Below are 21,700 nucleotides of genomic sequence, written 5' to 3'. Positions count from 1 at the left end.
ATTACCTCGTTAATCCAGTTAAAGAAATGGGGGATGTTTGTTTTGTTATAAGCTGAGTCAATATTTCCGCGCTGCCTGCGGCAAGAGTAAACCCTAAACTACCGTGTCCAATATTAAGCCATAAATTTTTATAGGCAGTTTTTCCTAATAAAGGAGGGCCTTTGGGTGTTGAAGGGCGTAAGCCACACCAACTTTCAGCATCGTTAATTTTGGGTAATTCAGGGAAGGTATTTTTTATAATATTTTTGAGTGCTTGTATTCTATTTTCACGTAAACCTTGATTGTCATAGCCAATATCAACCATTGCAGCAATGCGTAATTGGTCATTCAGTTTGGCATAGACAATTTTATTGGCGTAGTCGGTAACATTAATTTTCGGAACAATATGTTCAGTTTGCGGGTATTCGACACTTAGGCTATACCCCTTTAACCCTAAAATAGGAACATTAATATTCAGTGGTTTTAATAATTCGCGGCTACCATTTCCTGCACAAACAATAAAATCATCAGCTTGGATCGTTCCCTGGTGAGTGGCTATTCCAGTGACTTCGTTATTTTGTGTAATGAAAGATTTAACACTGTGCTGCAAACAAAGTTTAAATTTAGGTTGTGTGAGTAAATATTGCAGTAGATTTTTACAGAATAAATAACAATCAGCGCTCTCATCATTAGGGGCATATATTGCACCTACTAGCTGAGACTGTATCTTTTTTAAAGAAGGCTCTAGTTCAACAATTTCAGCGGGTGTTAATACTTTTTGAAATTGTTTATCAACCGTTTCACTGGCTTTTTGGAAACTTTTATTATCACGGTGGATAATTAATTTCCCTGATTTTTCCCAAGCAAAATCAGCGATATCACCATTGCTACGCCATTTATTCATTATTTCTTGGCTCAGGAGTGATAAACGTAAAAGATGGGCACCATTAACTTTATTGGTTTTACGGTTACAAGCTAATGTGAATTGCGCTAACCAAGACCATTGTTGTAATGAAGGCATTATTTTTAAATTTAAAGGTGAGTCACTTTTCCCCATCCAACGTAAGCCTTGTAAAGGAACACCTGCATCAGCAAGGGGAGATACATAGCGATAGCTGAGCTGCCCACCGTTAGCAAAACTGGTTTGCATACCGACATCGGTATCTGATTCAACTAATGTTACGGTTTGGCCTGCTTTAATTAATGAATAGGCGGTGCTTAAACCAATAACACCAGCTCCAATTACCACCACATGTTTAGTCATAATAATCCGTAACCCATAATAACCAAGATGTTATTATTTAACGGCGAATAAGCTAACTAAACAATTGAGTTTTCATTACTAGAGTATAACTTTTGGTTAACTACCTTGTTTCTTTTTTCGAGTGTGGATGCCAAGGTGTTAACATAATTCTGTGCGGCTTTGGTTAATGGCTTATCTGCTCGATGAAAAACAGATACGGCAAGATGTAAACCTTCCTGTAATGGGTAAATCATCGATTCAGGTAATGTGTGTTCGGCTGAAAAAATATCGGTAATACTGCAGCCTAATCCAGCTTGGACAAATTCTGCTGCCATATGGTAGGTGTGCACACTAATATTTGATTCTGCAAACTCGTGACGCTTTTGTAATAGCTGAGATAAGGAATCAGAACCAGGGTGGATCCAACGCTCTTGGTCGATATCAGTGAGTGATACAGGGGAGTGTAATGGTAATTTGCTATCTACATAAACTAATGGGATATCAGCAATGGGGAGAACAGTAATCCCCCCTTCAATTTCAAGATTAAAGCCAATACCAATATCGAGATCTTGTTGGGTTAATAGCTGCAGAATATCCGTTGTATGATGTGTACCGATCGTGAGTTTGATATTGGGGTGCTTTTTTATAAATTGCGCGGTTACTTCAGGCACTAAGTTTAGCCCTAAGCTAGGTAAGCAGCCAATGGCTAATTTACCTTGTGGATCACGTGATAAGTTTTGCGCTAAAATTCTGAGCTTATCTAAATTATGATAAACTTCTTTGGCTTCCTCAAATAGTAGGTTTGCCTCAGCAGTCGGAATTAATTTTCCTCTTATTCTCTGGAATAAGACTAAGCCAAGTTGTTGTTCTGCATGTTTTAAGGCCTTACTTGCTGCGGGTTGTGAGATATGTAAAACCTCCGCTGCACGGGTTAAAGAACCACAGGTCATGACCGCATAAAAAATATCGAGATGCCTTAATTTCATTTTCAGAAACCTATTATTTGCCTTTACTCACAGAAACCGACTGTTGGTATTAATTCGCATATTCTACCGAATTAATACAAATTAATCTGAATAACTCTTCATTTAGTACTGAAAATGGTGAAGGAAATTAGGCGGTATAAATTAAAAAGAGATAAAAAAGCGAAGGCCAGGCTATATACATAAGTTATAGCCTGGCCTTTATGATTGTGTGCTAGGTAAAGTACGTACCAATTTCGAGAAAGATTTTAATTAAGATACTATTTGAAATATCGACAATAAATGCACCTACCATCGGCACCACTAAGAAGGCTTTATGAGAAGGACTGAATGCTTTAGTGACTGTTTGCATATTTGCTATTGCGGTTGGTGTTGCTCCCATTCCAAACCCACAGTGCCCAGCACTAATAACAACTGCGTCATAATCTTTGCCCATCATTCTAAAGGTAACAAACGTTGCAAATAGAACCATAACCACCGTTTGTACGGCAATAATAATTAGAACAGGGCCTGCCATACTGGCGAGCTGACCGAATTTTAAAGACATTAGCGCCATTGCTAAGAATAAGGACAAGGCAACACTACCTAATACATCAACCGTTGGCTCGAAAACTTCGTGCTTAAATACATGTGTTAAGACATTACGAATTATAATGCCAACAAACAAACACCAAACAAAGGTTGGTAATTGCATGACGGTATCTTTAAAAAACTCGCTAATATAGCCGCCCACGACAATACAGATAATTAGCATTGAGATGGTTTCAATAACATTATTAGCATTAATTTTTCGTTTAACACTCGGTTGTTCGAAAGCTTCGACGATCGTTTCTTTTTCGAGCTCAGTGCTTTTAGGAATTGATACTTTTTTCAATAAATGGCGAGCAACAGGGCCGCCAATTAACCCACCGAGTACTAAACCTAAGGTTGCACATGCCATGGCTAATTCAACGGCACCTGTCACTCCATATTTATCAGCCAGTATTGGTCCCCAAGCCCCTGCGTTGCCGTGGCCACCGGTTAGTGTGATTGAACCCGCAATTAAACCAATAAATGGGCTTTCATTAAGCATGACAGCCATTCCCATACCAACGGTATTTTGAATAGCAATTAAGATAGTCACCGCGATAGTTAATAAGACAAGTGGCTTACCACCTTTTATTAATCGCGAAAAATCTGAGCTCAATCCAATTGATGAAAAGAAGGTAATCATTAAAATGCTTTGTAGCGAGGCATCAAAAGTAAATGAGTATCCTGCTGTTTTATCAACAATTAGTAGAATGATAGCAACAATAAAACCGCCAACAACGGCTTCAGGAATATGGTTTTTTTGTAGAAAAGGTGTGTATTTTACAACAAACATACCAATCAATAGCGCCAAACAAGCGACTAATAAAGTGTAGCTGGCATCTAGGATCATTATTTTACCTCAAGTTAGTTTACCAGAACTTTCACTGTTGTTATTTAACATTAGCGATAAATTAAGTTACTTTGCGTAACTTTTATTTAACAATGAGTTTTGTTTGGGTATCTATAACTTTTAGTTAACCGCGATATTTTTACTTTTTCATTTATTGAGTCATTAAATTCTGCAATAGATTATTCATTTTTAACTTAACTAATTGTTAATTATGATTTTTATATCTGATGTGTATTTGGGGAACATTTATGTAATGACTAATATTTGCACTGGCTTTATCTCGTGGTAATAAAACCGTATTCAATATGAATGATGAGAAGTGTGATGTGCCGCATGTAAGACGCTTAGCAAATATAGGAGAAAAGGGGGAATGCTACATGATGTAGAATGCGCTTAATAATTCAAATGAAAATTGATGTTTTGGACATGTCGTTTGGGCTCAGTATCTGAACGATTAATTGCTTTTAACCTCAGTGGAATGAATGTGAATATTATTGATTAAAATAATAGTATGATTTTATTTGTGCCATAAATGTAACTTATTGATTTATTAGTTTATTTTGTTGATTGGATTACTGTTTATATGGGTATTGGCATGGTTAAATATCATAGAGCGCGACATTAATGGTGACTCCACCCCGAGCAGAAAAAGCATTGGTTATTTTGCAAAAATATTTTTTGATTCATTATACTAATTAAATAACGTTTGCCTGATATTTAATGAATTGAAAAGAAAAAGTCTTATACTGCCTCACTGTTTTATTCAAGATGGAACAAAAATGACTAAAAAATTGATAAATCCAACGTCTGTCTTCAATTCTTTGCAGTACGGCTTTAGCCAAGCCGTAGAAACAACGGGAACCCGACAATTATTTCTATCAGGCCAGGTTGGTGTGAATGCTGCGGAAGAAACTGTTGCTGGGGGAATTTACGAACAAACCGTGCAATCATTAATTAATATTGAACATGTACTGCATGAGGCCGGTGGCGATTTATCTCATGTGGCTATGCTACGTATTTATATCAAAGAGGGCTTTAATAGCCATGAAGAACAAGCTGATATTGCGAGAGCATTAAAAGAAAAATTTCCCAATATGCCACCTGCATCTTCTTGGGTTATTGTTTCAGGGCTTTCCTTGCCGGAATGGTTAATAGAAATAGAAGCTCATGCAGTTTTGAACTAAATTTATTCGAATAGAAAAGCCGACAACAGATGTATCGGCTTTTCTGGCACTCGTGGTATTAGTGTTTTACTAACGTTGAAAAATAATAAACAAGCGGTACCGCGAGGATCCACAAACTAATTGGAATTTCTCTCCATTTGCCTGCAACCGCTTTGATTAAAATATAAAATAGCAGCCCACCCGCAATGCCTGTACCAAAACTATTAGCGATTAACGTAATCATCACCATCATTAATACCGGTAAGCCATCAGTAAAATTGCCTAAGTCCACTTTTCGTAAGCCGCTGAACATATTTAGTCCAATTAAAATGAGCGCTGGAGCTGTGGCTTGGGCTGGGATCATTAATGCGATAGGCGTAAATAACAGCATTAATAAAAACATAAAGGCAGCGGCAAGGGCGGTCATACCTGTTTTCCCCCCAGCCTCTGCCGCGGCTGAAGATTCAATAAGTGCAGTTGCCGCAGGAATACCTACCCACGGGCCTAATGCAGCAGCAATAGAATCAACGATAAAAGGGCGGTTAATATTTGGCATATTACCTTCTTTATCTAATAAACCGGCTTCTCCGCCAACGGCTAATGTTGTTCCCATCGTTGAAAAAAATTCAGCGGCAAAAAAGACAAATAAGAAAGGGAGAAACGCGATATTTAGTGCGCCAATTAAATCAACATGGCCTAAGACAGGGGCAACAGAATGTGGAATACCAATAAAACTTTCAGGTAATTTTGTGACGCCAAATGGAATACCCAAAAGGGTGGCAAATAAAATTGCCCATAAAATTCCGCCTGGTATTTTGCGAGCTTGTAGAGCAATGGCAATGAAAAAGCCTGCGAGTGCGACTAACGCTCCAGGAGAAAGGAAATCACCAAGCATTAATGCATTTGTTTTTGGGTTAGCGAGGACTAATCCTGCATTTCGAAAGCCTAAAACGGCAACGAAAAGACCAATTGATGCAGTTAATCCGAGTTTAATTGATTGAGGGACAGAGCGTGTAACGACTTCACGCAAGCCAAATTTAGTTAATAGAAAAAATAAGATCCCTGACCAACAAGCAATGCCTAGCCCTATTTGCCAGTCAATACCTTCACTGCCTGCAAGAGTAATACCGACAAGAACAGAACCTCCGATACCAGGGCCAACAATAAAGGGTAAGTTTGCGTAGAATGCCATTAATAAACTGGCAATAACGAAGACAATAATCGTTCCAGTGGTTGCTGCGCCTTTATCCATCCCTCCAGCGGCAAGTAAACCGGGGATCACCACAAGAAGGTAAGCCGCGGCTAAAAAACCAGTAATTCCGGCTAAACACTCTGTTTTCACTGAACTTCCACGCTCACGTAAAGCAAAGCGTCTTTCCAGCCAACTCCCTGATGTTGGCTTATCTATTGAATTGTCAGCCATTAATTGGCTCTCCTATTATTATTTTTGATATTTATAGTTTTCTAGGCATGCTTAACAGTATGGATGATTGCGTTAACGATTTGACGCGTTGTTCCATCAGTTAATCCTAAATCAGTTAAATGCGGTCCCGCATTGCATGCAAGACAAGTTCCTTCAATGGCTTTAAAGACTCGATATGGCGGCTCCCAATCTGCGATTTGACTACTTAATTCACGTAATTGACGAAATTGAGCGGCCAGTTCAGTTGCGGGTAAATCAGATAACATACCGGCAATTGGCATAGCGACATGAGCTAAAACCTTGCTATTTTGTACTAACGCCATACCTCCACCACTTTCGATTAATAAATTAGCGGCAGTGGCCATATCATCAGGATCACGACCAAGCACAACGAGGTTATGTGAATCGTGTGAATAGCTAGTTGCAATGGCTCCGCGTAATTCCCCCCAGCCCTCAAGTAAGGCTATTTGAGGTAAAGCATCGTGGCGGCCGTGACGGTGCTGAACTCGAATAAGACTGAAATTATTCGGCAGTTGTACCACGCTATTTTTGATTTGTACGTCAATTTCTCCCCACTGGGTAAAGCGTGCTCCACGAATGTGACGTAAACGCGCACTACCATTATTGATTCCATCAATTTTTAATGTGCAATCATTTGGGGTTATTGGCGAAAGTCGCATGGTATCGCGTGGTGGTAAAATATTATCAGGGATACTTAACGCATTAATAAGTTGGTTGTTTTCTGCAATTTTTTGCCCTGATACATACACCGCTTGTGCTCTTAATATTTCCAATGAATCGAAAATGACTAAATTTGCTTTTCTCCCCGCAGCAATCAGGCCAAGGTCATGGCGTTGTAGGCGTATTGCCGCATTGAATGTGGCAAAGCGCAGTACGTCAGTTGCCGGCATTCCATGCTCGATTAAAAGGTTTAGCAACGCAATAATTCCACCTTTTTCAATCAACATGTCGGGTGGCACATCATCTGTACATACCGTAATTTGTGATGATAAATGAGGTAAAGATTTTAATGCGGCAACAATATCGGGAAGGAGATAAGGATGTGAGCCTCGAATTTCTAACGTAAGACCTGCACGCAGCTTTTCAAGGGCATCTTCAGCCGAAGTTAATTCATGATCAGAGGTGACGCCAGCCGCCAGATAAGCTTGGAGATCAGCCCCTTTTAAACCTCTTGCATGGCCTTCTATAAGTTTGCCTGATGTAATTCCTGCATTTAAAATTTCTTCCATTCTATCACTGCCATGGAGCACACCAAACATATCCATAACTTCAGCCACACCGCGGACTTCCGGCCAACTCAGCATGGTTGACATTTCATTCCCAGCAAAATCCGCACCAGACATTTCTAAGCCAGGTGTTGATGGCACTGATGAAGGGGCTGCAACCATAACATCTAGCGGCAAATTTCGGCTAGAATCAATAGCATAACGTACACCTTCTAAACCTAATACATTGGCAAGTTCATGGGGATCCCAAAAGACAGCTGTTGTTCCTTGGGCTAGAACTATTTCTGCATAACGAACAGGGGGTAAGTGTGAGCTTTCTAAATGGACGTGAGTGTCTATTAAGCCGGGTGAAATGAAATAGCCAGATAAATCATGGGTTTCATTTGCATCACTACGAGTTCCTGTAGGGTGAACGCTAGCAATTAGGTTGCCGGTTATCCCGATATCTGCAAGGCGAACTTCACCTGTGACCATATCGACAATATTGGCATTAGCGAGTAAAAGGTCAAAAGGCTTTTCACCTTTAGCGGATTGAATGACATGACGCCTATTTTGTTTTGTTATGCACATAAAGTTACCATTGCTACAGTTTATGACTGTTACTTTATGAGCAACGCAAACGTTTGCCAAGATGATAAAATTTATCATGCGATAAGAAATGGTTATAATGAACAGATATATTGGCTAACCCAATAAAAATAAAAGTACATTATTATGATAGAACCTTGGCAGAGACTGCCAGCACTCACGCTCAAACAACTGCAGTATTTTGTGACATTAGCAAAACTGCGTCATTTTACCGAGACAGCAAATCGTCTAGCGGTGAGCCAACCTGCTTTGAGTAGTGCTTTGCGGCAAATAGAAACGGTTATTGGAGGAAAGTTAATTAATCGCACCGCTTCATCCGTAACATTAACGGAGCTAGGCGCTGCAATTTTGCCATATGCACAGCAAATTCTGAGTGTTTCTCACCGTGCATTTAGTGAAATTCAGAAAATCATCGTAGAGGGAGGGGATGGTACATTACGTATTGGGTTAGTTCCTTCCGTAAGTTCTTTGTTATTTCCAGCAGTACCTGAATTATTAACTCAATATTTTCCGAGGCTTAATATTGAATTTTATGACCAAACGAATGACGCTTTGGTGGAAAAGCTTATCAATCATGAAATTGATTTTGGCATTGGTGTGTTAGATAGCTCAGTGCCTCAAAATTTAAATATCTTTCCATTGCAGGATGACCCTTTTGTTGCCGTTATTCATCATGATGACCCTGTATCTGTTAATGCGTTTCACTTGCCGTGGAAATTGCTAAATAATCGTGATATTGCCGTATTTTCGAAAGGAAATATTCAACGTTTAGTTGCTGCTACGGTGGAAAGTCACCGACTAAAATTAAATATTCGTTATCAAGTAGATTATATTGAAACCTTATATGGCTTAGTTCGTTCGAAATTAGCAATTGCTATTTTACCACAGCTTTATACTGTACATTTACGTGACCCTGAATTGAAAGTTTTGCAATTACAACAACCTGAGTTAACGCGTACAGTCGCTTTAATTCGCAATAGCCAGCAAACAACACCATTAATGGATGAGGTTTTTCAGGTATTGTTAAAAGTATTGCGTGAAAATAACGTATGAGATATATCCACTAAGTTTGGTTATTATCGCATTTATCGTAAAGTTATTTTATTCGAATAACTGAATAATGGTTTCTAATATCGACAATAATATGTTAAAGAGCATCATGGATAGCTCTGGTGTTTTTAGTTAATAAATTAATTTTAAAAAGCTTTGGAATAACATTATGAATACTATACTAAAATATAGCTGTATTGTCTCTGCAGTTATGTTACTTTCCGCTTGTGATGATATGGATCTTTTAAGTGGTAAAGGCAAATTTTATTATAGTAATCCAAGTGAAAACACTATTACGTTTACGCTAGATGGTAAAGATTATGACGTTTTACCAGATGATAAAGGGGTTGTTTTACTTTCTAGTGGGTTACACCAGTTAAAAAGTGATGAAGGTCATGTGACAGATTTTTTTGTTTTTGAAAATAACTCTGGTGGTATTATTAACCCAAATAATTTTGTTTATTACACATTATCTGAAGTCTATGCCGTCGATGGCCAAGAAGATAAGTTTAAGCCTGCGAGCTACCCCATTACAATTAATGGGCATGAGCTTGAACTACCCGCTCGCAGTTCCAACGCGACGCTTATTGATGCAAATATATTCAGGTGTAGCTACCCTGTGGGTGAAAGCTTTCCTGATTCAATTACACTTTATGATGATAAATTAGATGGAAATATTAAATCTAAGTGCTTTGATAAACAAGAATTAGTTACCTATTTAGATAATGAATATGGTCAAAGCTTATTGCAGGATCCTGCTAGTCATAAAACTTTAGACTCTATCAATATGCTATTTATGTATGAAGTTCCAACAGTTATTTTTGATAATCCAGATGTACAGGTAAAAGCCGAAAAATTAATTCAGTTGGTTACACGATTAAAAAATACCGATGATGTTGATATTCATAAAAAATTAAACCAAGAATTTCACTATGCTATCACAGAATTAGTACTTGAACAGTCTCGAAGCGCTTCGTCAAGCTCTGTCGCTGAAAATATAAAGTATAATAATTTTATTCAAGAAATTAACATACTTAGAGAAAATGGTATTTGGTTGAAAGAGTAACCATTTTAAGTATATTTACTTTTTTGTGTATTGATATAAAAATATTATTTTTATGTAATAGTGGTTTTTTGAAATTAATTAAGAAAATGCTTATTAAGTATACAGAGTAATCTTATTTGAAATATTTGGTGAAAAAGCGAGATTGAGATGGTTATATTTTTATTAACCTCACCAAGGAACTCGGCGATGAATTTATCCATACAATCTGTTTTCACCGTCATATCAGCTGTATTTTTGTTTTTATTTTCTTCTGTCGCTAGCAGTACAACTATTATTGATACCAAAAAAGATCCTGATGTTTTGGATTTAGTATTCATTCTTGATAAAAGTGGCTCAATGTCAGGTTTCGAGACTGATACAATCGGTGGATATAATAGTGTATTGACTGAAAATAAAGGAAAAAAAGCAAAGACCTACATTACAACTATTTTATTTAATGATAAAACAAGTTTACTCCATAATAGAGAACCCATTGAAAAAGTTTCTAATCTAACGCTTGATGATTATCCTGTTGGTGGCTATACCGCATTATTGGACGCAATAGGAGAAGGCATTGAAAAAATGCAAGAAAATAGAAAAGTTACTAAAAATAATAATGTTCTTTTTGTAATCATTACCGATGGGCAAGAAAATAGTAGCCGTAAGTATTCCCAAGCAAAAATTAAAGCGATGATTAAGTCAGCAGAAACAGAAGACAAATGGGATTTTATTTTCTTAGGTGCCAATATTGATGCCATTTCTGAAGCTGAAAATATTGGAATTAAAAGTTCAAATGCCACGGGTTATGTCCAAGATGGGACTGGATACGATAAGGCTTATCGTGCTGTAAATAAAGCGGTGGAAGCTAAACAAATGTCTGCGCCAATATCAGAGGACTGGAAGCAAGAAGTCGAAGCGGATGTGAATGAACGTAAAAAATAATAATGAATACAAATCTAGAGGGCATTTTATTAATTAACATGTTGAATAATTGATGATATCGCTCTGAGTAAAGCCCCTATAGAAAGTGTAATAGGGGCTTTATTTTATCAGTATCATCACTCGGTTTGTTTTAAAGCCGTAAACATTTTTTCAGCAAGGGTGTCTTGTGCTGATTCGACTCCTGGTAATACAAAATAGTATCCACCACCAAAAGGTTTGATATAACGTTCAAGTGGTTCGCCATTGAGACGTTTTTGAGTGTCAATAAAGCCTGTTTTTAAATTTTGCTGAAAAGAGACGAAAATCAACCCCATATCGAGGGCCCCAGTTTCGGTCAGCCCGAGTGAATAGCTGTAACTTCTACGCCTCAGTTTTGCGGTATAACGTTCAGGATTACGAGGCTCTGCACGACGCATATGGGAATCAAATAAAATACGGTCACCATGGGGATCTTCGCCAAATTTAGGATCATCATGCTCATTTTTCATGCCGATTGGAGCCCCTGAGTCTTTATGCCGACCAAAATCATTTTCTTGATCTTCTAATGGTGTTCTATCCCAAAACTCTAAATTAAAACGAATAAGACGTACTGCTTGGTATGTCCCTCCGTCGCACCAAGATGGTTCTTGGCTACCTTTTGTTATCCATATTAATTCGTTCATTAACGAATTATCATCGGCAGGCGCATTTCCTGTTCCATCCTTAAAACCAAAAAGGTTGATAGGAGTTGAGTGGTTATCAATATCCCGTGCAGGTAAGAAGCCATCTATTTTCCAGAGAGGAAAGCTGTATGGCGAAATATGACGTAGGATGTCACGTAATGCATAGATAACGCTTTCTTGGCTATTCGCACATATTTGCAGAAGGAGATCACCACCACACCATTTTTGTTCTAGTCGATCGTTAGGGAAACTGGTCATTTCACTAAGATGTTTAGGCTTAATTTTATTTAAGCCGAACCGGTTATCAAAAAGAGAATTTCCTAAAGCAACGGTGATAGTTAGTGAGTCGGGTTGTTGTTGTGTCCCAAGAATACCTGACTCTGCCGGAGGGATCTTATCGTTATTGATTGACGGCTCTATTTGGGATTGAGTTAAGTGAGCAATACGCTGGGTCAGTAAAGTAAAAACAGTTTGTAATTGTTCAACAGAATTCGCTGTAATATTAAATGCAATAAAGCTGGCATTTTTGGGTTCAGGCGTTAAAACACCGGCTTGGTTAAGCCCAAGGTAATTGATTGCTTTGTTATAGGTGAGTTGGCAATTAGCTATTTTCCCTTGAGCTTTTAATGTTGGAGCTGCTAAAACTGCGCTACTAATAGCGAGCATTTTTAGGGCATTACGCCGAGACATTCCGTTGGTTTGCAATATACTTCTTAGTTTAGCTTGCATAAATATATGCCTTAATATTTATAGTAAACATCGACATCGAGCTCAGCACGTAATTTCGCTAAGGTTTCAGCTTGCTGAGTGAGTAATGAATAAAGCGCCATTTTGTCTTTTAATTGTAATTGGCTATAAGGTTGATATGTGGTATTTGACAGTTGATATGGCTGCATTATTTGATTAATGAGCTGTTCATTCTGCTGTATTCTCTCAAGTGTTTCTGGCTTGATAAAAGGTTTAAGAACCTCAATTATTTTTTGTGATCCCTTTAAATTAGCGGCAATATCAGTTAAATCAGACAAACTGTAGATATTTTCTTTACCACCCAATTTCGTTTCTAAGATCATTTCAATAAAATCAGCCGAGGCTTGCACGAGCTTTGGTATTTCAATAGTTTCTGTTACCACTCGTTTATGTAAGTCACGCCCTTTGAGTAATAAATCTTGGTTTGCGGTTAAAGCAAGTTTTGCATTTTTTTGCTCAAATAATTGGTACTCAACAAGATGAAACCCCGTAAAGCGATAATCAGTTTCTTTATCGAGGAAATAATCGGCTCTTGGATTAATCGTCCTATCTGTATTACCAAATAGAATAATAATTGGGCGCACTGTTTCATAGTGCTGGTGAGCTTGAATATATGCAGTTTGAGCTTGTTGTAGCTTTCCTTGCTGTAAACTCTGTTGCAATAATTCCAATTGCGTGACCATTTCTGCTAGCTCAGTATTGGCAAAGGTGAGATAGGTTTGGATTGCATGTTGATATTTTTCTGGAGTGGGTATATCCCCTTTAGCAATAATGATGTTATCCCCTGTTTGCACAGGGGATCTCAGTGCTTTACTTTGAACTAAAGTAGGCAGCGCAACACTGAGTATTAAGCTAAAAGATATCCATTTGATATTCCGTCTCAGTGAGCTAGACATTTTTTTTGCTCCGAGCAAACAATGGGATCACAATAGCCCAATAAAGGACAAAGGTAATGACGCTGAGCCAAATAGGTTGTGAACGATAAGCAAAGAAAGAAGAGATAAAATTGCCAGCGATACCAGAATCATCGAGAAATGCAGTTGTATCCCAAGCGGGATAAATTAAAAAGTCAGGGATAGTAAAATCATATTCGATTAGTAAGTTTGCACTTTCTTCGACCCCTTTAAGCAACAGAGATAATGCAAGGAATAATAGAATAACCCCTGTAACTTTAAAGAAGATAGACCAAGAAACTAAGCGATTTGTTAATAAGAAGATATAAAGTGTAAGACCTGCAATTGCAATTCCTCCACCTACCTCGATAAAGAAAGCCGATGCATTAGATGCGGTTAAAGACATAATAAAACTAGATAGGAAGACGACTATTTCACTCCCTTCACGGGCGATGGCAATGGCAATAATTAGTGCGGCTCCCCACCAGTTATGGTGAGAGGCATTACGGCTGATTCCTGATTCAATTTCTGATTTCATTGAGCTGCCATGTTTGTTCATCCAATACACCATTTGGACAATCAAAATACAGGCGAGTAATTCCATAAAAATCATGAACAGTGATTGCCCTGTATCATCAAGGACATTGAATACGCCATAAATCAGAAGTGCTAGTAATATGGAGGTAATAACCCCAATAGCGACACCAGCCCAAAGGTATTTCATACCATTTTGTGCGTCAGGATGACGTTTAATCCACGCATAAATAATGCCAATGACAAGTAGCGCCTCAAAACTTTCACGCCAAACAACAAATAGAACTTGTCCCATATTAAATCCTTTTATTTCGCAATGATCTCGCCTTTGGGGTGAGAAAGGTGGAAGTCATCAAAAAAAGAATAAGTACCGGGTTTTAGTGGTGCGATAACAACAACTGAGCTAGCTCCAGGTGCTAAAACTTTTTCTTTTCTTAACTGAATGCTTTCAAATTCTGCGGGCTCAGTGCCTGTATTGGTAATTTTAATTCGAATAATCGTTTTTGCGGGAACTTCAAGAACACGTGGGATGAGATCACCATTTTTCATTTCTAATTCGACAGTGTATTTTTCCGCAGCAAATGAAGATAGGGGAATTATTGTACAAGCGATAACCAGTAAAAAACGCAGTAATGTTTTCATTTTGGCTTGGTTTATCCTTTAATAAGTACAAATAAAATAATAAGTACAAATAATAAGTACGAACAAAAAAGGGCTCATGCAAGAAAACTTCCTTGATTAAGCCCTTAGTTAATTTCGATTAAAATTAGTAACTACCTTTACGGCCAACACCTGCATAGTCAAAGTCCCAAGAGACTTCGAAAGGTTGGAACCAAGGTGCTACGCCCGTTTCTTTGTCAATATGGCGCCCAAAGGCAACATCTTTATTGTGTGATGGTGGATAAATTTTATAAGTGACACGGTATTTACCATTGCCATCTAATTTAATGTTTTCCCCATAATGAGGACCATCACTGGCCACCATCGGCATAAACGTGCCCGTTTGAGTTTGTGGTTTATCACCGAGTTTGGTAACCGAATATTCAATGGTTAGGTAAGGGATCCAATCACCTTCTGCAAAGCCATTTGGGTTATCTTCAACCGCGTGAATATCTGCTTCTAAGTGGACATCTGCTTTATCTGCTGCTAAGTGCGACATTGCATGATGGCCTTCTTCGGTATCCATTGTAATGGGTTGTAGATAAACACCTTGGATTTCCATTCCGTTTTTGATCACAGGGTGACCGAGAGGGTACTCTTGAGCTAATGCAGAGATTGAAAACAACGCAAGACCTGAAACAGCAGCTTTGTAGGCGAGTTTCATTATTTTAGTCCTTACCATAAGTGATATAGAGCTGTAATGATAATCATTACTATTACTAAAAAACAAGTGGTAATTTACGATAAGTAAATTACTTGCCACTGAAAAGTTTGTTTTTATATAAAAATCTGAGTGTTAGAGATAGTTATTATTTTAAAAAAAATAACTTACTAATAGTGTGTTCTATTAGGCTGTTTATTATTAACTACGTGATATATTTCGAACGTAGATATTTTATTTCGAAAGAGTTCTTCATCAATTTTGTTGAAAATAAAGGTACAGCCATGCAACGACGTTATCTTGATTGTTCAGCTTCTGAAATTATAAATTTCAATAAAAAGAAACTATTAGAATCTATTAAAGCCAGTGAAGGGCGGATATTAGTTTCCGAAACCATTGGTACTATTCAACCTGTATTAATGACAGTGACGAATGCTGAATTAGCCGCGAGTCAAGGCGCAGATATCTTGCTACTAAATGTTTTTGATGTTAATCAACCAATTATGCAAGGCCTACCTGAAGGGATTGAACCCGAAGAAATCATTCGCACACTTAAGCGTTTAACAGGACGAGCAATAGGCGTTAATTTAGAGCCCGTCCCTGATGGATTTAATAATCCGACACAAGATGAGCAATGGAAAATATCTGAAGGGCGATTAGCAACAGTAAAAAATGCCATTAAGTTAAAAGAAATGGGTGCTGACATTATTGTTTTAACGGGAAACCCTGGAAATGGAGTTACTAATCAGGAAATTAACCAAAGTCTTAAAGAGCTTAAAGCTGTTGTGGGTGAAGATATTGTGCTTATTACAGGGAAAATGCACGCTTCAGGGGTTTTGAATGCTTCAGCTGAGCAACTCATAACAGAAGATGATATTCGTACTTTTATTAACAGTGGTGCAGATATCATTTTGCTCCCAGCGCCGGGAACGGTCCCCGGGATCTCGTTAGAATTTGTGCAAAAAATGGTAAGTTATTGCCATTCCCAAGGTGTGATGACAATGACAGCGATTGGGACTTCTCAAGAAGGTGCAGATTTACAAACTATTCGACAAATAGCATTAATGTGTAAAATGGCCGGGACAGATTTACATCATATTGGTGATTCAGGGTATAACGGAATTGCATTACCTGAGAATATTTTAAATTATAGTATTGTGATCCGAGGGGTTAGGCACACTTACTCACGTATTGCTCGTTCAGTTAATCGTTGATTAACATTCTTAGGTGATTTTTACAAAAATACTTTGCAGAAATCGCCTATTTCAAGCAAGATTTTTTTCTCCTATTTCAGCTCTAAATACAGATTATTTTCGACAAAAATTTATACAATTCCCTCAATTCTTCAGGTAAAATTTCGCCCATTTTTCTAAAACAATATTTATAACACAATAAAAGAAGTGAGTTATGTCGCAAAATACTAATCCGGTGCCAAAAATTGGTTTCGTCTCTCTTGGCTGCCCAAAAAACCTAGTTGATTCAGAACGTATTTTAACTGAATTACGCACTGATGGTTACCAAGTGGTTCCAAGCTATGATAATGCTGATTTAGTTATTGTGAATACGTGTGGATTTATCGATAGTGCAGTGCAGGAATCGTTAGAAGCGATTGGGGAAGCACTGAATGAGAACGGTAAAGTGATTGTGACAGGATGCCTTGGTGCGAAAGAGAACCAGATTCGTGAAGTGCATCCGAAAGTATTGGAGATCACAGGTCCACATAGCTATGAGCAGGTACTTAACCATGTGCACCACTATGTTCCGAAGCCTGAACATGACCCTTTCTTTAGTTTAGTCCCAGAACAAGGGGTAAAACTGACACCGAAACATTATGCTTATTTAAAAATTTCCGAAGGGTGCAATCATCGTTGTACTTTTTGCATAATTCCTTCTATGCGAGGGGACTTAGATAGCCGTCCAATCGGTGATGTGTTAAATGAAGCTAAGCGTTTGGTCGCTTCAGGCGTAAAAGAGCTACTGGTTATTTCACAAGACACTTCCGCATATGGTGTTGATGTTAAAAATAAAACAGGCTTTTGGGATGGGCAACCTGTAAAAACCAGCATGGTGGGGTTATGCGAACAACTTGCTTCAATGGGCGTATGGGTGCGTTTACATTATGTTTATCCTTACCCACATGTTGATGATGTCATTCCTTTGATGGCAGAAGGTAAAGTTTTACCTTACTTAGATATTCCGTTACAGCATGCAAGTCCCAAAATTTTAAAATTAATGAAACGCCCTGGTGCTGTTGAAAGAACACTTGAACGTATTAAACGTTGGCGTGAAATTTGCCCTGAACTCACCTTACGTTCAACTTTTATTGTCGGATTTCCTGGTGAGACAGAAGAAGATTTCCAAATGCTATTAGATTTCTTGTCAGAAGCTAAGTTAGATCGAGTAGGCTGCTTTAAGTATAGTCCTGTCGAAGGTGCGAAAGCGAATGAGTTAGCTGATCAAGTTCCTGAAGAAATTAAAGAGGAACGTTATCATCGTTTTATGCAACTACAACAGCAAATTTCTACACAGCGATTACAAGATAAAATTGGTAAAGAGATTTTAGTTATTATTGATGAAGTTGATGATGAAGGTGCCATTGGCCGTAGTATGGCTGATGCACCAGAAATTGATGGCATGGTTTATCTTAATGGTGAATTTGGAGTTAGCGCTGGAGATATAGTGAAAGTATTCGTTGAGCATGCAGATGAATATGATCTGTGGGGGAATATAGTTACTTCGTAATTTGATGAAAGCGTTTTAAAAGTCTATGTGGCTAACTTAGGTAAATTAAGTTAGCCATTTTGTTTTTTAGGACACAGATATACTGCTTTTAATTATAAAATTGATGCAGATCAATGGTTTTAAATCTATCAATTAATAACTTGATCTAGAATATAAAAATTAAATGGCAAGTTGACATAATCAGATAACTCTTATCGAAGAATAAGGATAACTATGTCAACCCATTTAACATTTCCAACTACAACACCTGTAATAGAAAGTAATTATAATTCAGATGATTACGAAGACATCGTTGAGCTTGCTTATACAACTATTGAAGATGGATTAGCCTCATTACATGATGATCATATTCGTAGTTCTCTCGTTAGCACTGATGGAAAAACGTTTTGGCTTAGTAATGAGTTTAGCGGTAATTTTGAAATAGCAAACTTGTTATCAGGTAATTTAACTTGTGGATCACAAGTTAGGCTATATGCAGCTCCAATTGAACTACATGGGATCTTTTATTATTTAGCACCAGTATATTCACACACTGGTGAGCCTGTATTAGTTGTCGCTATATCTTCAACTCAGAATTGCTGCAATGTTTTGTTTGCGCTTACGCAATCTTTGGCAAGAGAAGTGAGTGAAAAATTGAAATTCCACTATTATGAACAAGAGGCTTTTAAGGTAGATAAGGAAGAGCAACGATTCACTAACTTGGATATTCACTCAGTTGAGAAAGCTTTGATTATTGAAGTTGCACAAGCTTGCAAAGGTAAAATTCAGCAAATGCATAAAGTCCTTGCTATGGGGCGGACAACGTTATGGCGCAAACTAAAGCAGTACGAAATCAACATTAAAGACTATAAATAGTTTCTTGCATGTGTTCTGATGAGTAAAAAAATAGCGCTTTCGCATGTTTTTGTGGACAACAACAAAACAAAAATAGCAAAGCGCACAAAATTTACCAATATTTTGAACGACAGCCAATAGATAAATAAAGCGTAGCTATCTGCTTGTATCGTTACTTGATGTATCGAGAAAAGAAAATGAAAACGATGCTCATTATGCAGGGATTTGGTAAGGCGGTATACTGTTTTTAGCCTTGTTTTTTTAGATTTATGATGGATGAATACCGATGAGAAAGGCTATTGTCTTACTAAAAAATGGCGTGATAGAAAACATTTTATTTTAAATAGTATTTCAATAACCTAAAAAAATATTATTTTATCTTGTAAGTATTAGGGGCTGTTATTCCTATTGGAATTATCAATTTACTTGGTTTTTTAATCCATAATAGAGTGGTACTATTGTTTATCTCATGTAAAAATAAATCATTATTTCATAATTGGCAGAATTTTAATCTATATTTATCTAAATTATAGTGTCTTTAGCATTTCTCAGATAATTAATTTCTGATGGTTTAGAATAAAACCATCAGAAATAATAACGCTATAGAAAAGTAAACATATCATATGAATTAAATATATTTAGGATAAGTATTAATGTATTCGTATTCTTGAATAAGTTGTGGCAATGACTTAATACCTAATTTTGTATAAATGTTAGAGCGATGAACCTCAACAGTCCTTGGTGATAAAGACAGTTTTTCAGCCGTTTCTTTACTCGTATTGCCCTCTAATATCATATCCATAATTTCTCTTTCCCTAACCGAAAGGCGGTTAAATTTATCAGAGAGATGAGTATATTTCTTATGCTTTTCATGCGTGCTTAAAAATAATTCCGTTGCACTATTGATGGCATTTGAGATTTCAATGTCCTTGAAAGGAAAGGGAAAAAAATCAAAACTTCCAGCTTTAAAGCTCTCTCGACACAGACTGACAGAAGGCTCTTCGGCAAGCACAATGAATGGAACAATACCAAATGAATTACTTATATTGTTTAATCGATTAATACGATTTTCATCATTGTTTAAGAATAATAAAATACACTCTTTTACATTATCCTCATTAGGATAAGTATAATTACTCATAAACACTTCTTCATTATTATAAAATCTCAAGGTGAAACCAAAAGATTCTATCATTAATTTCAGTTTATTCTTAAAGACATTATCACTTTCTACAATTATATGAATGGTGTTATTCATCACCATACTCCTGTTGAACTGATTTGATATTCATATCAATCTGATAAAATACGTAGATAAATAAAGTGAAATTTAAATTTCACAATAATATTTTCTACTGATCGTTGTTTTTTTTATAATGTATAACCGACCTTAATTTATATTAAAAACATCATCTAGCTAAATTTAATATAAAAATAGAAACAATAGTTAAAGTTTGTGTCATTGAGTAATATTCGATTAATGACGTGTAACATCTTAGGTAAATTTACTTATTAAATGTGTTCTTTAACATAAAGTGATTGATGGAAATATTGTTAAAGCTAATCAATAATATCTTAAATCATTAGTCAGAAAAAGTCTTAGATGTGAACTTTATGCTATTTTTTAGGTGATAGTACTTAACTTGTGAATTGATGAAGATTAAGTGCTTTTTATATCTAACATGTTAGAATTTATTTTTATCTAGTTTCGATGAGTGAATATACGTAATGGCTTCTTTAAAAGACGTAGCTCGGCTTGCAAACGTTTCATTGATGACAGTATCACGGGCAATTAATAATCCTGAATTACTTAGGCCTGAAACCTTGAAACAGGTCCAACAAGCTATTGAGTCACTCAATTATGTTCCTGATTTTTCGGCACGAAAAATTAGAGGAAAAGGTTCTAGGGTGTCAACCGTCGGCGTTTTGGCCCTGGATACAGCAACAACCCCGTTTTCTGTCGAAATCATTCTTTCCATAGAGCAAACAGCGAGGCAATTTGGTTGGAGTAGCTTTGTTGTTAATATTACATCTAGTGAAGATAATGAAAGAGCTGTTCGGCAATTATTATCTCAGCGGCCAGATGGTATTATTTATACTACAATGGGGCTTCGAGAAGTGGCTATTCCAGAAGCATTGCATAATAATCGTTTGGTTTTAGCTAATTGCATAGATAAAAAAGGGCAATTTCCAGCTTATGTGCCAGATGATTTTAATGGTCAATTTAATGCGGTGAATCGCTTAATAGAGAAAGGGTATCGAAATCCTCTTTGTCTTTATATTCCACAAGAGACTCTAGCTGGAAAAACGCGCCGTGAAGCGGTGGAGTCTGCATGGGCAAATGCTAATTTACCACTATCATCACTTCAGCAATACCATTTAGAGTTAGGTGATGAACACTATTTAGATGTGATAGCTTTAATTAATAGTCATTTTGATAATAAAAAACCTGATTTTGATGTCATTATTTGTGGAAATGACCGTATTGCCTTTTTAGCTTATCAAGTACTGCTTAGCCATGGTTTGCGTATCCCACAAGATATTGCAGTACTTGGCTATGATAATATGATAATATGATAATATGATAGGGGTTGGGGAGCTGTTTTATCCACCATTAAGTACGGTTGTGTTGCCACACTATCAGTTAGGCCAACAAGCTGCTTTGCATATTATAGAAGAACGGCAGCAAAGCCGTGTTGAATATGTTGCTTGTGACTTGTTAGAACGTGATTCTTTTTAATTTTGTCGAGAAAATCAAATCTAATAAGCAGCTATTCAATTGATTTTTTGAGTTCCCAATAAACCGCTTTTTCTAACAAGTTTTATTTTCTGCATTTTGGCGTATGATACGGAGCTAATATATTTAATCAGATTGTATTGTGGA

General features: G+C 37.0%; 18 protein-coding genes and 1 pseudogene. 8 read left to right on the top strand and 11 right to left on the bottom strand.

Annotation, left to right across the window (positions count from 1 at the left end):
- Nucleotide 1: 1 nt before the first annotated feature.
- The 3 genes from CYG50_RS14405 to gltS all read right to left on the bottom strand — a co-directional run bounded on the left by CYG50_RS14405 (nt 2) and on the right by gltS (nt 3,625).
- Nucleotides 2–1,243 (bottom strand): D-amino acid dehydrogenase, encoded by a 1,242-nt coding sequence (locus tag CYG50_RS14405; protein ID WP_102140090.1) that lies wholly within the window; start codon nt 1,241–1,243, stop codon nt 2–4.
- A gap of 56 nt (nt 1,244–1,299) precedes the next feature.
- Nucleotides 1,300–2,208: a LysR family transcriptional regulator gene (locus CYG50_RS14400; RefSeq protein WP_102140089.1), complete on the bottom strand. Its 909-nt coding sequence runs from the start codon at nt 2,206–2,208 to the stop codon at nt 1,300–1,302.
- Between the two features lie 211 nt (nt 2,209–2,419).
- Nucleotides 2,420–3,625 carry a sodium/glutamate symporter gene (gene gltS / locus CYG50_RS14395; RefSeq protein WP_102140088.1) on the bottom strand — a complete coding sequence of 402 codons (1,206 nt, stop codon included), beginning with the start codon at nt 3,623–3,625 and terminating at the stop codon, nt 2,420–2,422.
- A 779-nt stretch (nt 3,626–4,404) separates the two neighbouring features.
- Here gltS and CYG50_RS14390 point away from each other — a divergent pair.
- Entirely contained in the window at nt 4,405–4,809 is a 405-nt protein-coding gene (locus CYG50_RS14390) for a RidA family protein (RefSeq protein ID WP_102140087.1), read from the top strand.
- Between the two features lie 58 nt (nt 4,810–4,867).
- Here CYG50_RS14390 and CYG50_RS14385 read toward each other — a convergent pair whose 3' ends face one another.
- A complete protein-coding gene (locus CYG50_RS14385; protein ID WP_102140086.1) occupies nt 4,868–6,211 on the bottom strand; it encodes an NCS2 family permease in 1,344 nt (447 codons plus the stop codon).
- A 41-nt stretch (nt 6,212–6,252) separates the two neighbouring features.
- Complete coding sequence (locus tag CYG50_RS14380; RefSeq protein WP_102140085.1) at nt 6,253–8,028, bottom strand: adenine deaminase; 1,776 nt, start codon at nt 8,026–8,028, stop codon at nt 6,253–6,255.
- A 144-nt stretch (nt 8,029–8,172) separates the two neighbouring features.
- Between CYG50_RS14380 and CYG50_RS14375 the strand changes: the two genes are divergently transcribed.
- The 3 genes from CYG50_RS14375 to CYG50_RS14365 all read left to right on the top strand — a co-directional run bounded on the left by CYG50_RS14375 (nt 8,173) and on the right by CYG50_RS14365 (nt 11,083).
- Complete coding sequence (locus CYG50_RS14375) at nt 8,173–9,099, top strand: LysR family transcriptional regulator (RefSeq protein ID WP_102140084.1); 927 nt, start codon at nt 8,173–8,175, stop codon at nt 9,097–9,099.
- A 166-nt stretch (nt 9,100–9,265) separates the two neighbouring features.
- Nucleotides 9,266–10,162, top strand: coding sequence for a hypothetical protein (locus CYG50_RS14370; protein WP_102140083.1), 897 nt, complete (start codon nt 9,266–9,268; stop codon nt 10,160–10,162).
- Nucleotides 10,163–10,348: 186 nt separating this feature from the next.
- Nucleotides 10,349–11,083: a vWA domain-containing protein gene (locus tag CYG50_RS14365; RefSeq protein WP_102140082.1), complete on the top strand. Its 735-nt coding sequence runs from the start codon at nt 10,349–10,351 to the stop codon at nt 11,081–11,083.
- 116 nt (nt 11,084–11,199) lie between these two features.
- Here CYG50_RS14365 and efeB read toward each other — a convergent pair whose 3' ends face one another.
- From efeB to CYG50_RS14340, 5 genes are all read right to left on the bottom strand, one after another.
- Complete coding sequence (efeB, locus tag CYG50_RS14360; RefSeq protein WP_102140081.1) at nt 11,200–12,474, bottom strand: iron uptake transporter deferrochelatase/peroxidase subunit; 1,275 nt, start codon at nt 12,472–12,474, stop codon at nt 11,200–11,202.
- A gap of 11 nt (nt 12,475–12,485) precedes the next feature.
- Nucleotides 12,486–13,388 carry an EfeM/EfeO family lipoprotein gene (locus CYG50_RS14355; protein WP_102140080.1) on the bottom strand — a complete coding sequence of 301 codons (903 nt, stop codon included), beginning with the start codon at nt 13,386–13,388 and terminating at the stop codon, nt 12,486–12,488.
- Nucleotides 13,381–14,214, bottom strand: a complete 834-nt coding sequence (locus CYG50_RS14350) for an FTR1 family iron permease (protein ID WP_102140079.1) — start codon at nt 14,212–14,214, stop codon at nt 13,381–13,383. The genes CYG50_RS14355 and CYG50_RS14350 overlap by 8 nt, the downstream gene beginning before the upstream one ends.
- 11 nt (nt 14,215–14,225) lie before the next feature.
- Entirely contained in the window at nt 14,226–14,561 is a 336-nt protein-coding gene (locus CYG50_RS14345) for a cupredoxin domain-containing protein (RefSeq protein WP_102140078.1), read from the bottom strand.
- Nucleotides 14,562–14,685: 124 nt separating this feature from the next.
- The gene (locus tag CYG50_RS14340; RefSeq protein ID WP_004913787.1) at nt 14,686–15,243 is read right to left on the bottom strand and encodes an iron transporter; all 558 of its coding nucleotides are present in this window, start codon (nt 15,241–15,243) and stop codon (nt 14,686–14,688) included.
- A 281-nt stretch (nt 15,244–15,524) separates the two neighbouring features.
- Between CYG50_RS14340 and CYG50_RS14335 the strand changes: the two genes are divergently transcribed.
- The 3 genes from CYG50_RS14335 (at nt 15,525) to CYG50_RS14325 (ending at nt 18,837) form a co-directional block, all read left to right on the top strand.
- The gene (locus tag CYG50_RS14335; protein WP_102140077.1) at nt 15,525–16,454 is read left to right on the top strand and encodes a DUF7916 family protein; all 930 of its coding nucleotides are present in this window, start codon (nt 15,525–15,527) and stop codon (nt 16,452–16,454) included.
- A 193-nt stretch (nt 16,455–16,647) separates the two neighbouring features.
- Nucleotides 16,648–17,982, top strand: coding sequence for a 30S ribosomal protein S12 methylthiotransferase RimO (gene rimO / locus CYG50_RS14330; protein WP_102140076.1), 1,335 nt, complete (start codon nt 16,648–16,650; stop codon nt 17,980–17,982).
- Nucleotides 17,983–18,195: 213 nt separating this feature from the next.
- The gene (locus CYG50_RS14325; RefSeq protein ID WP_102140075.1) at nt 18,196–18,837 is read left to right on the top strand and encodes a helix-turn-helix domain-containing protein; all 642 of its coding nucleotides are present in this window, start codon (nt 18,196–18,198) and stop codon (nt 18,835–18,837) included.
- Between the two features lie 607 nt (nt 18,838–19,444).
- Here CYG50_RS14325 and CYG50_RS14320 read toward each other — a convergent pair.
- Nucleotides 19,445–20,074, bottom strand: coding sequence for a response regulator transcription factor (locus CYG50_RS14320; protein WP_102140074.1), 630 nt, complete (start codon nt 20,072–20,074; stop codon nt 19,445–19,447).
- Nucleotides 20,075–20,544: 470 nt separating this feature from the next.
- On the opposite strand from CYG50_RS14320, the pseudogene CYG50_RS14315 reads away from it, so the two are divergent.
- Nucleotides 20,545–21,556, top strand: a pseudogene (locus CYG50_RS14315) (LacI family DNA-binding transcriptional regulator).
- Nucleotides 21,557–21,700 lie beyond the last annotated feature (144 nt).

This window comes from Providencia huaxiensis (assembly GCF_002843235.3).
GTDB lineage: Bacteria > Pseudomonadota > Gammaproteobacteria > Enterobacterales > Enterobacteriaceae > Providencia > Providencia huaxiensis.
Note: the sequence above shows the minus strand (reverse complement) of the source record. Positions and strands in the feature narration are given on the sequence as shown.

What these genes read in the sequence shown, in the direction of transcription:
- CYG50_RS14325 (WP_102140075.1), top strand. Translation starts at nt 18,196, where the DNA reads ATGTCAACCCATTTAACATTTCCAACTACAACACCTGTAATAGAAAGT.
- CYG50_RS14350 (WP_102140079.1), bottom strand. Translation starts at nt 14,214, where the DNA reads ATGGGACAAGTTCTATTTGTTGTTTGGCGTGAAAGTTTTGAGGCGCTA.
- CYG50_RS14400 (WP_102140089.1), bottom strand. Translation starts at nt 2,208, where the DNA reads ATGAAATTAAGGCATCTCGATATTTTTTATGCGGTCATGACCTGTGGT.
- CYG50_RS14365 (WP_102140082.1), top strand. Translation starts at nt 10,349, where the DNA reads ATGAATTTATCCATACAATCTGTTTTCACCGTCATATCAGCTGTATTT.
- CYG50_RS14320 (WP_102140074.1), bottom strand. Translation starts at nt 20,074, where the DNA reads ATGAATAACACCATTCATATAATTGTAGAAAGTGATAATGTCTTTAAG.
- CYG50_RS14345 (WP_102140078.1), bottom strand. Translation starts at nt 14,561, where the DNA reads ATGAAAACATTACTGCGTTTTTTACTGGTTATCGCTTGTACAATAATT.
- CYG50_RS14405 (WP_102140090.1), bottom strand. Translation starts at nt 1,243, where the DNA reads ATGACTAAACATGTGGTGGTAATTGGAGCTGGTGTTATTGGTTTAAGC.
- gltS (WP_102140088.1), bottom strand. Translation starts at nt 3,625, where the DNA reads ATGATCCTAGATGCCAGCTACACTTTATTAGTCGCTTGTTTGGCGCTA.
- CYG50_RS14385 (WP_102140086.1), bottom strand. Translation starts at nt 6,211, where the DNA reads ATGGCTGACAATTCAATAGATAAGCCAACATCAGGGAGTTGGCTGGAA.
- efeB (WP_102140081.1), bottom strand. Translation starts at nt 12,474, where the DNA reads ATGCAAGCTAAACTAAGAAGTATATTGCAAACCAACGGAATGTCTCGG.
- rimO (WP_102140076.1), top strand. Translation starts at nt 16,648, where the DNA reads ATGTCGCAAAATACTAATCCGGTGCCAAAAATTGGTTTCGTCTCTCTT.
- CYG50_RS14380 (WP_102140085.1), bottom strand. Translation starts at nt 8,028, where the DNA reads ATGTGCATAACAAAACAAAATAGGCGTCATGTCATTCAATCCGCTAAA.
- CYG50_RS14390 (WP_102140087.1), top strand. Translation starts at nt 4,405, where the DNA reads ATGACTAAAAAATTGATAAATCCAACGTCTGTCTTCAATTCTTTGCAG.
- CYG50_RS14355 (WP_102140080.1), bottom strand. Translation starts at nt 13,388, where the DNA reads ATGTCTAGCTCACTGAGACGGAATATCAAATGGATATCTTTTAGCTTA.
- CYG50_RS14335 (WP_102140077.1), top strand. Translation starts at nt 15,525, where the DNA reads ATGCAACGACGTTATCTTGATTGTTCAGCTTCTGAAATTATAAATTTC.
- CYG50_RS14370 (WP_102140083.1), top strand. Translation starts at nt 9,266, where the DNA reads ATGAATACTATACTAAAATATAGCTGTATTGTCTCTGCAGTTATGTTA.
- CYG50_RS14375 (WP_102140084.1), top strand. Translation starts at nt 8,173, where the DNA reads ATGATAGAACCTTGGCAGAGACTGCCAGCACTCACGCTCAAACAACTG.
- CYG50_RS14340 (WP_004913787.1), bottom strand. Translation starts at nt 15,243, where the DNA reads ATGAAACTCGCCTACAAAGCTGCTGTTTCAGGTCTTGCGTTGTTTTCA.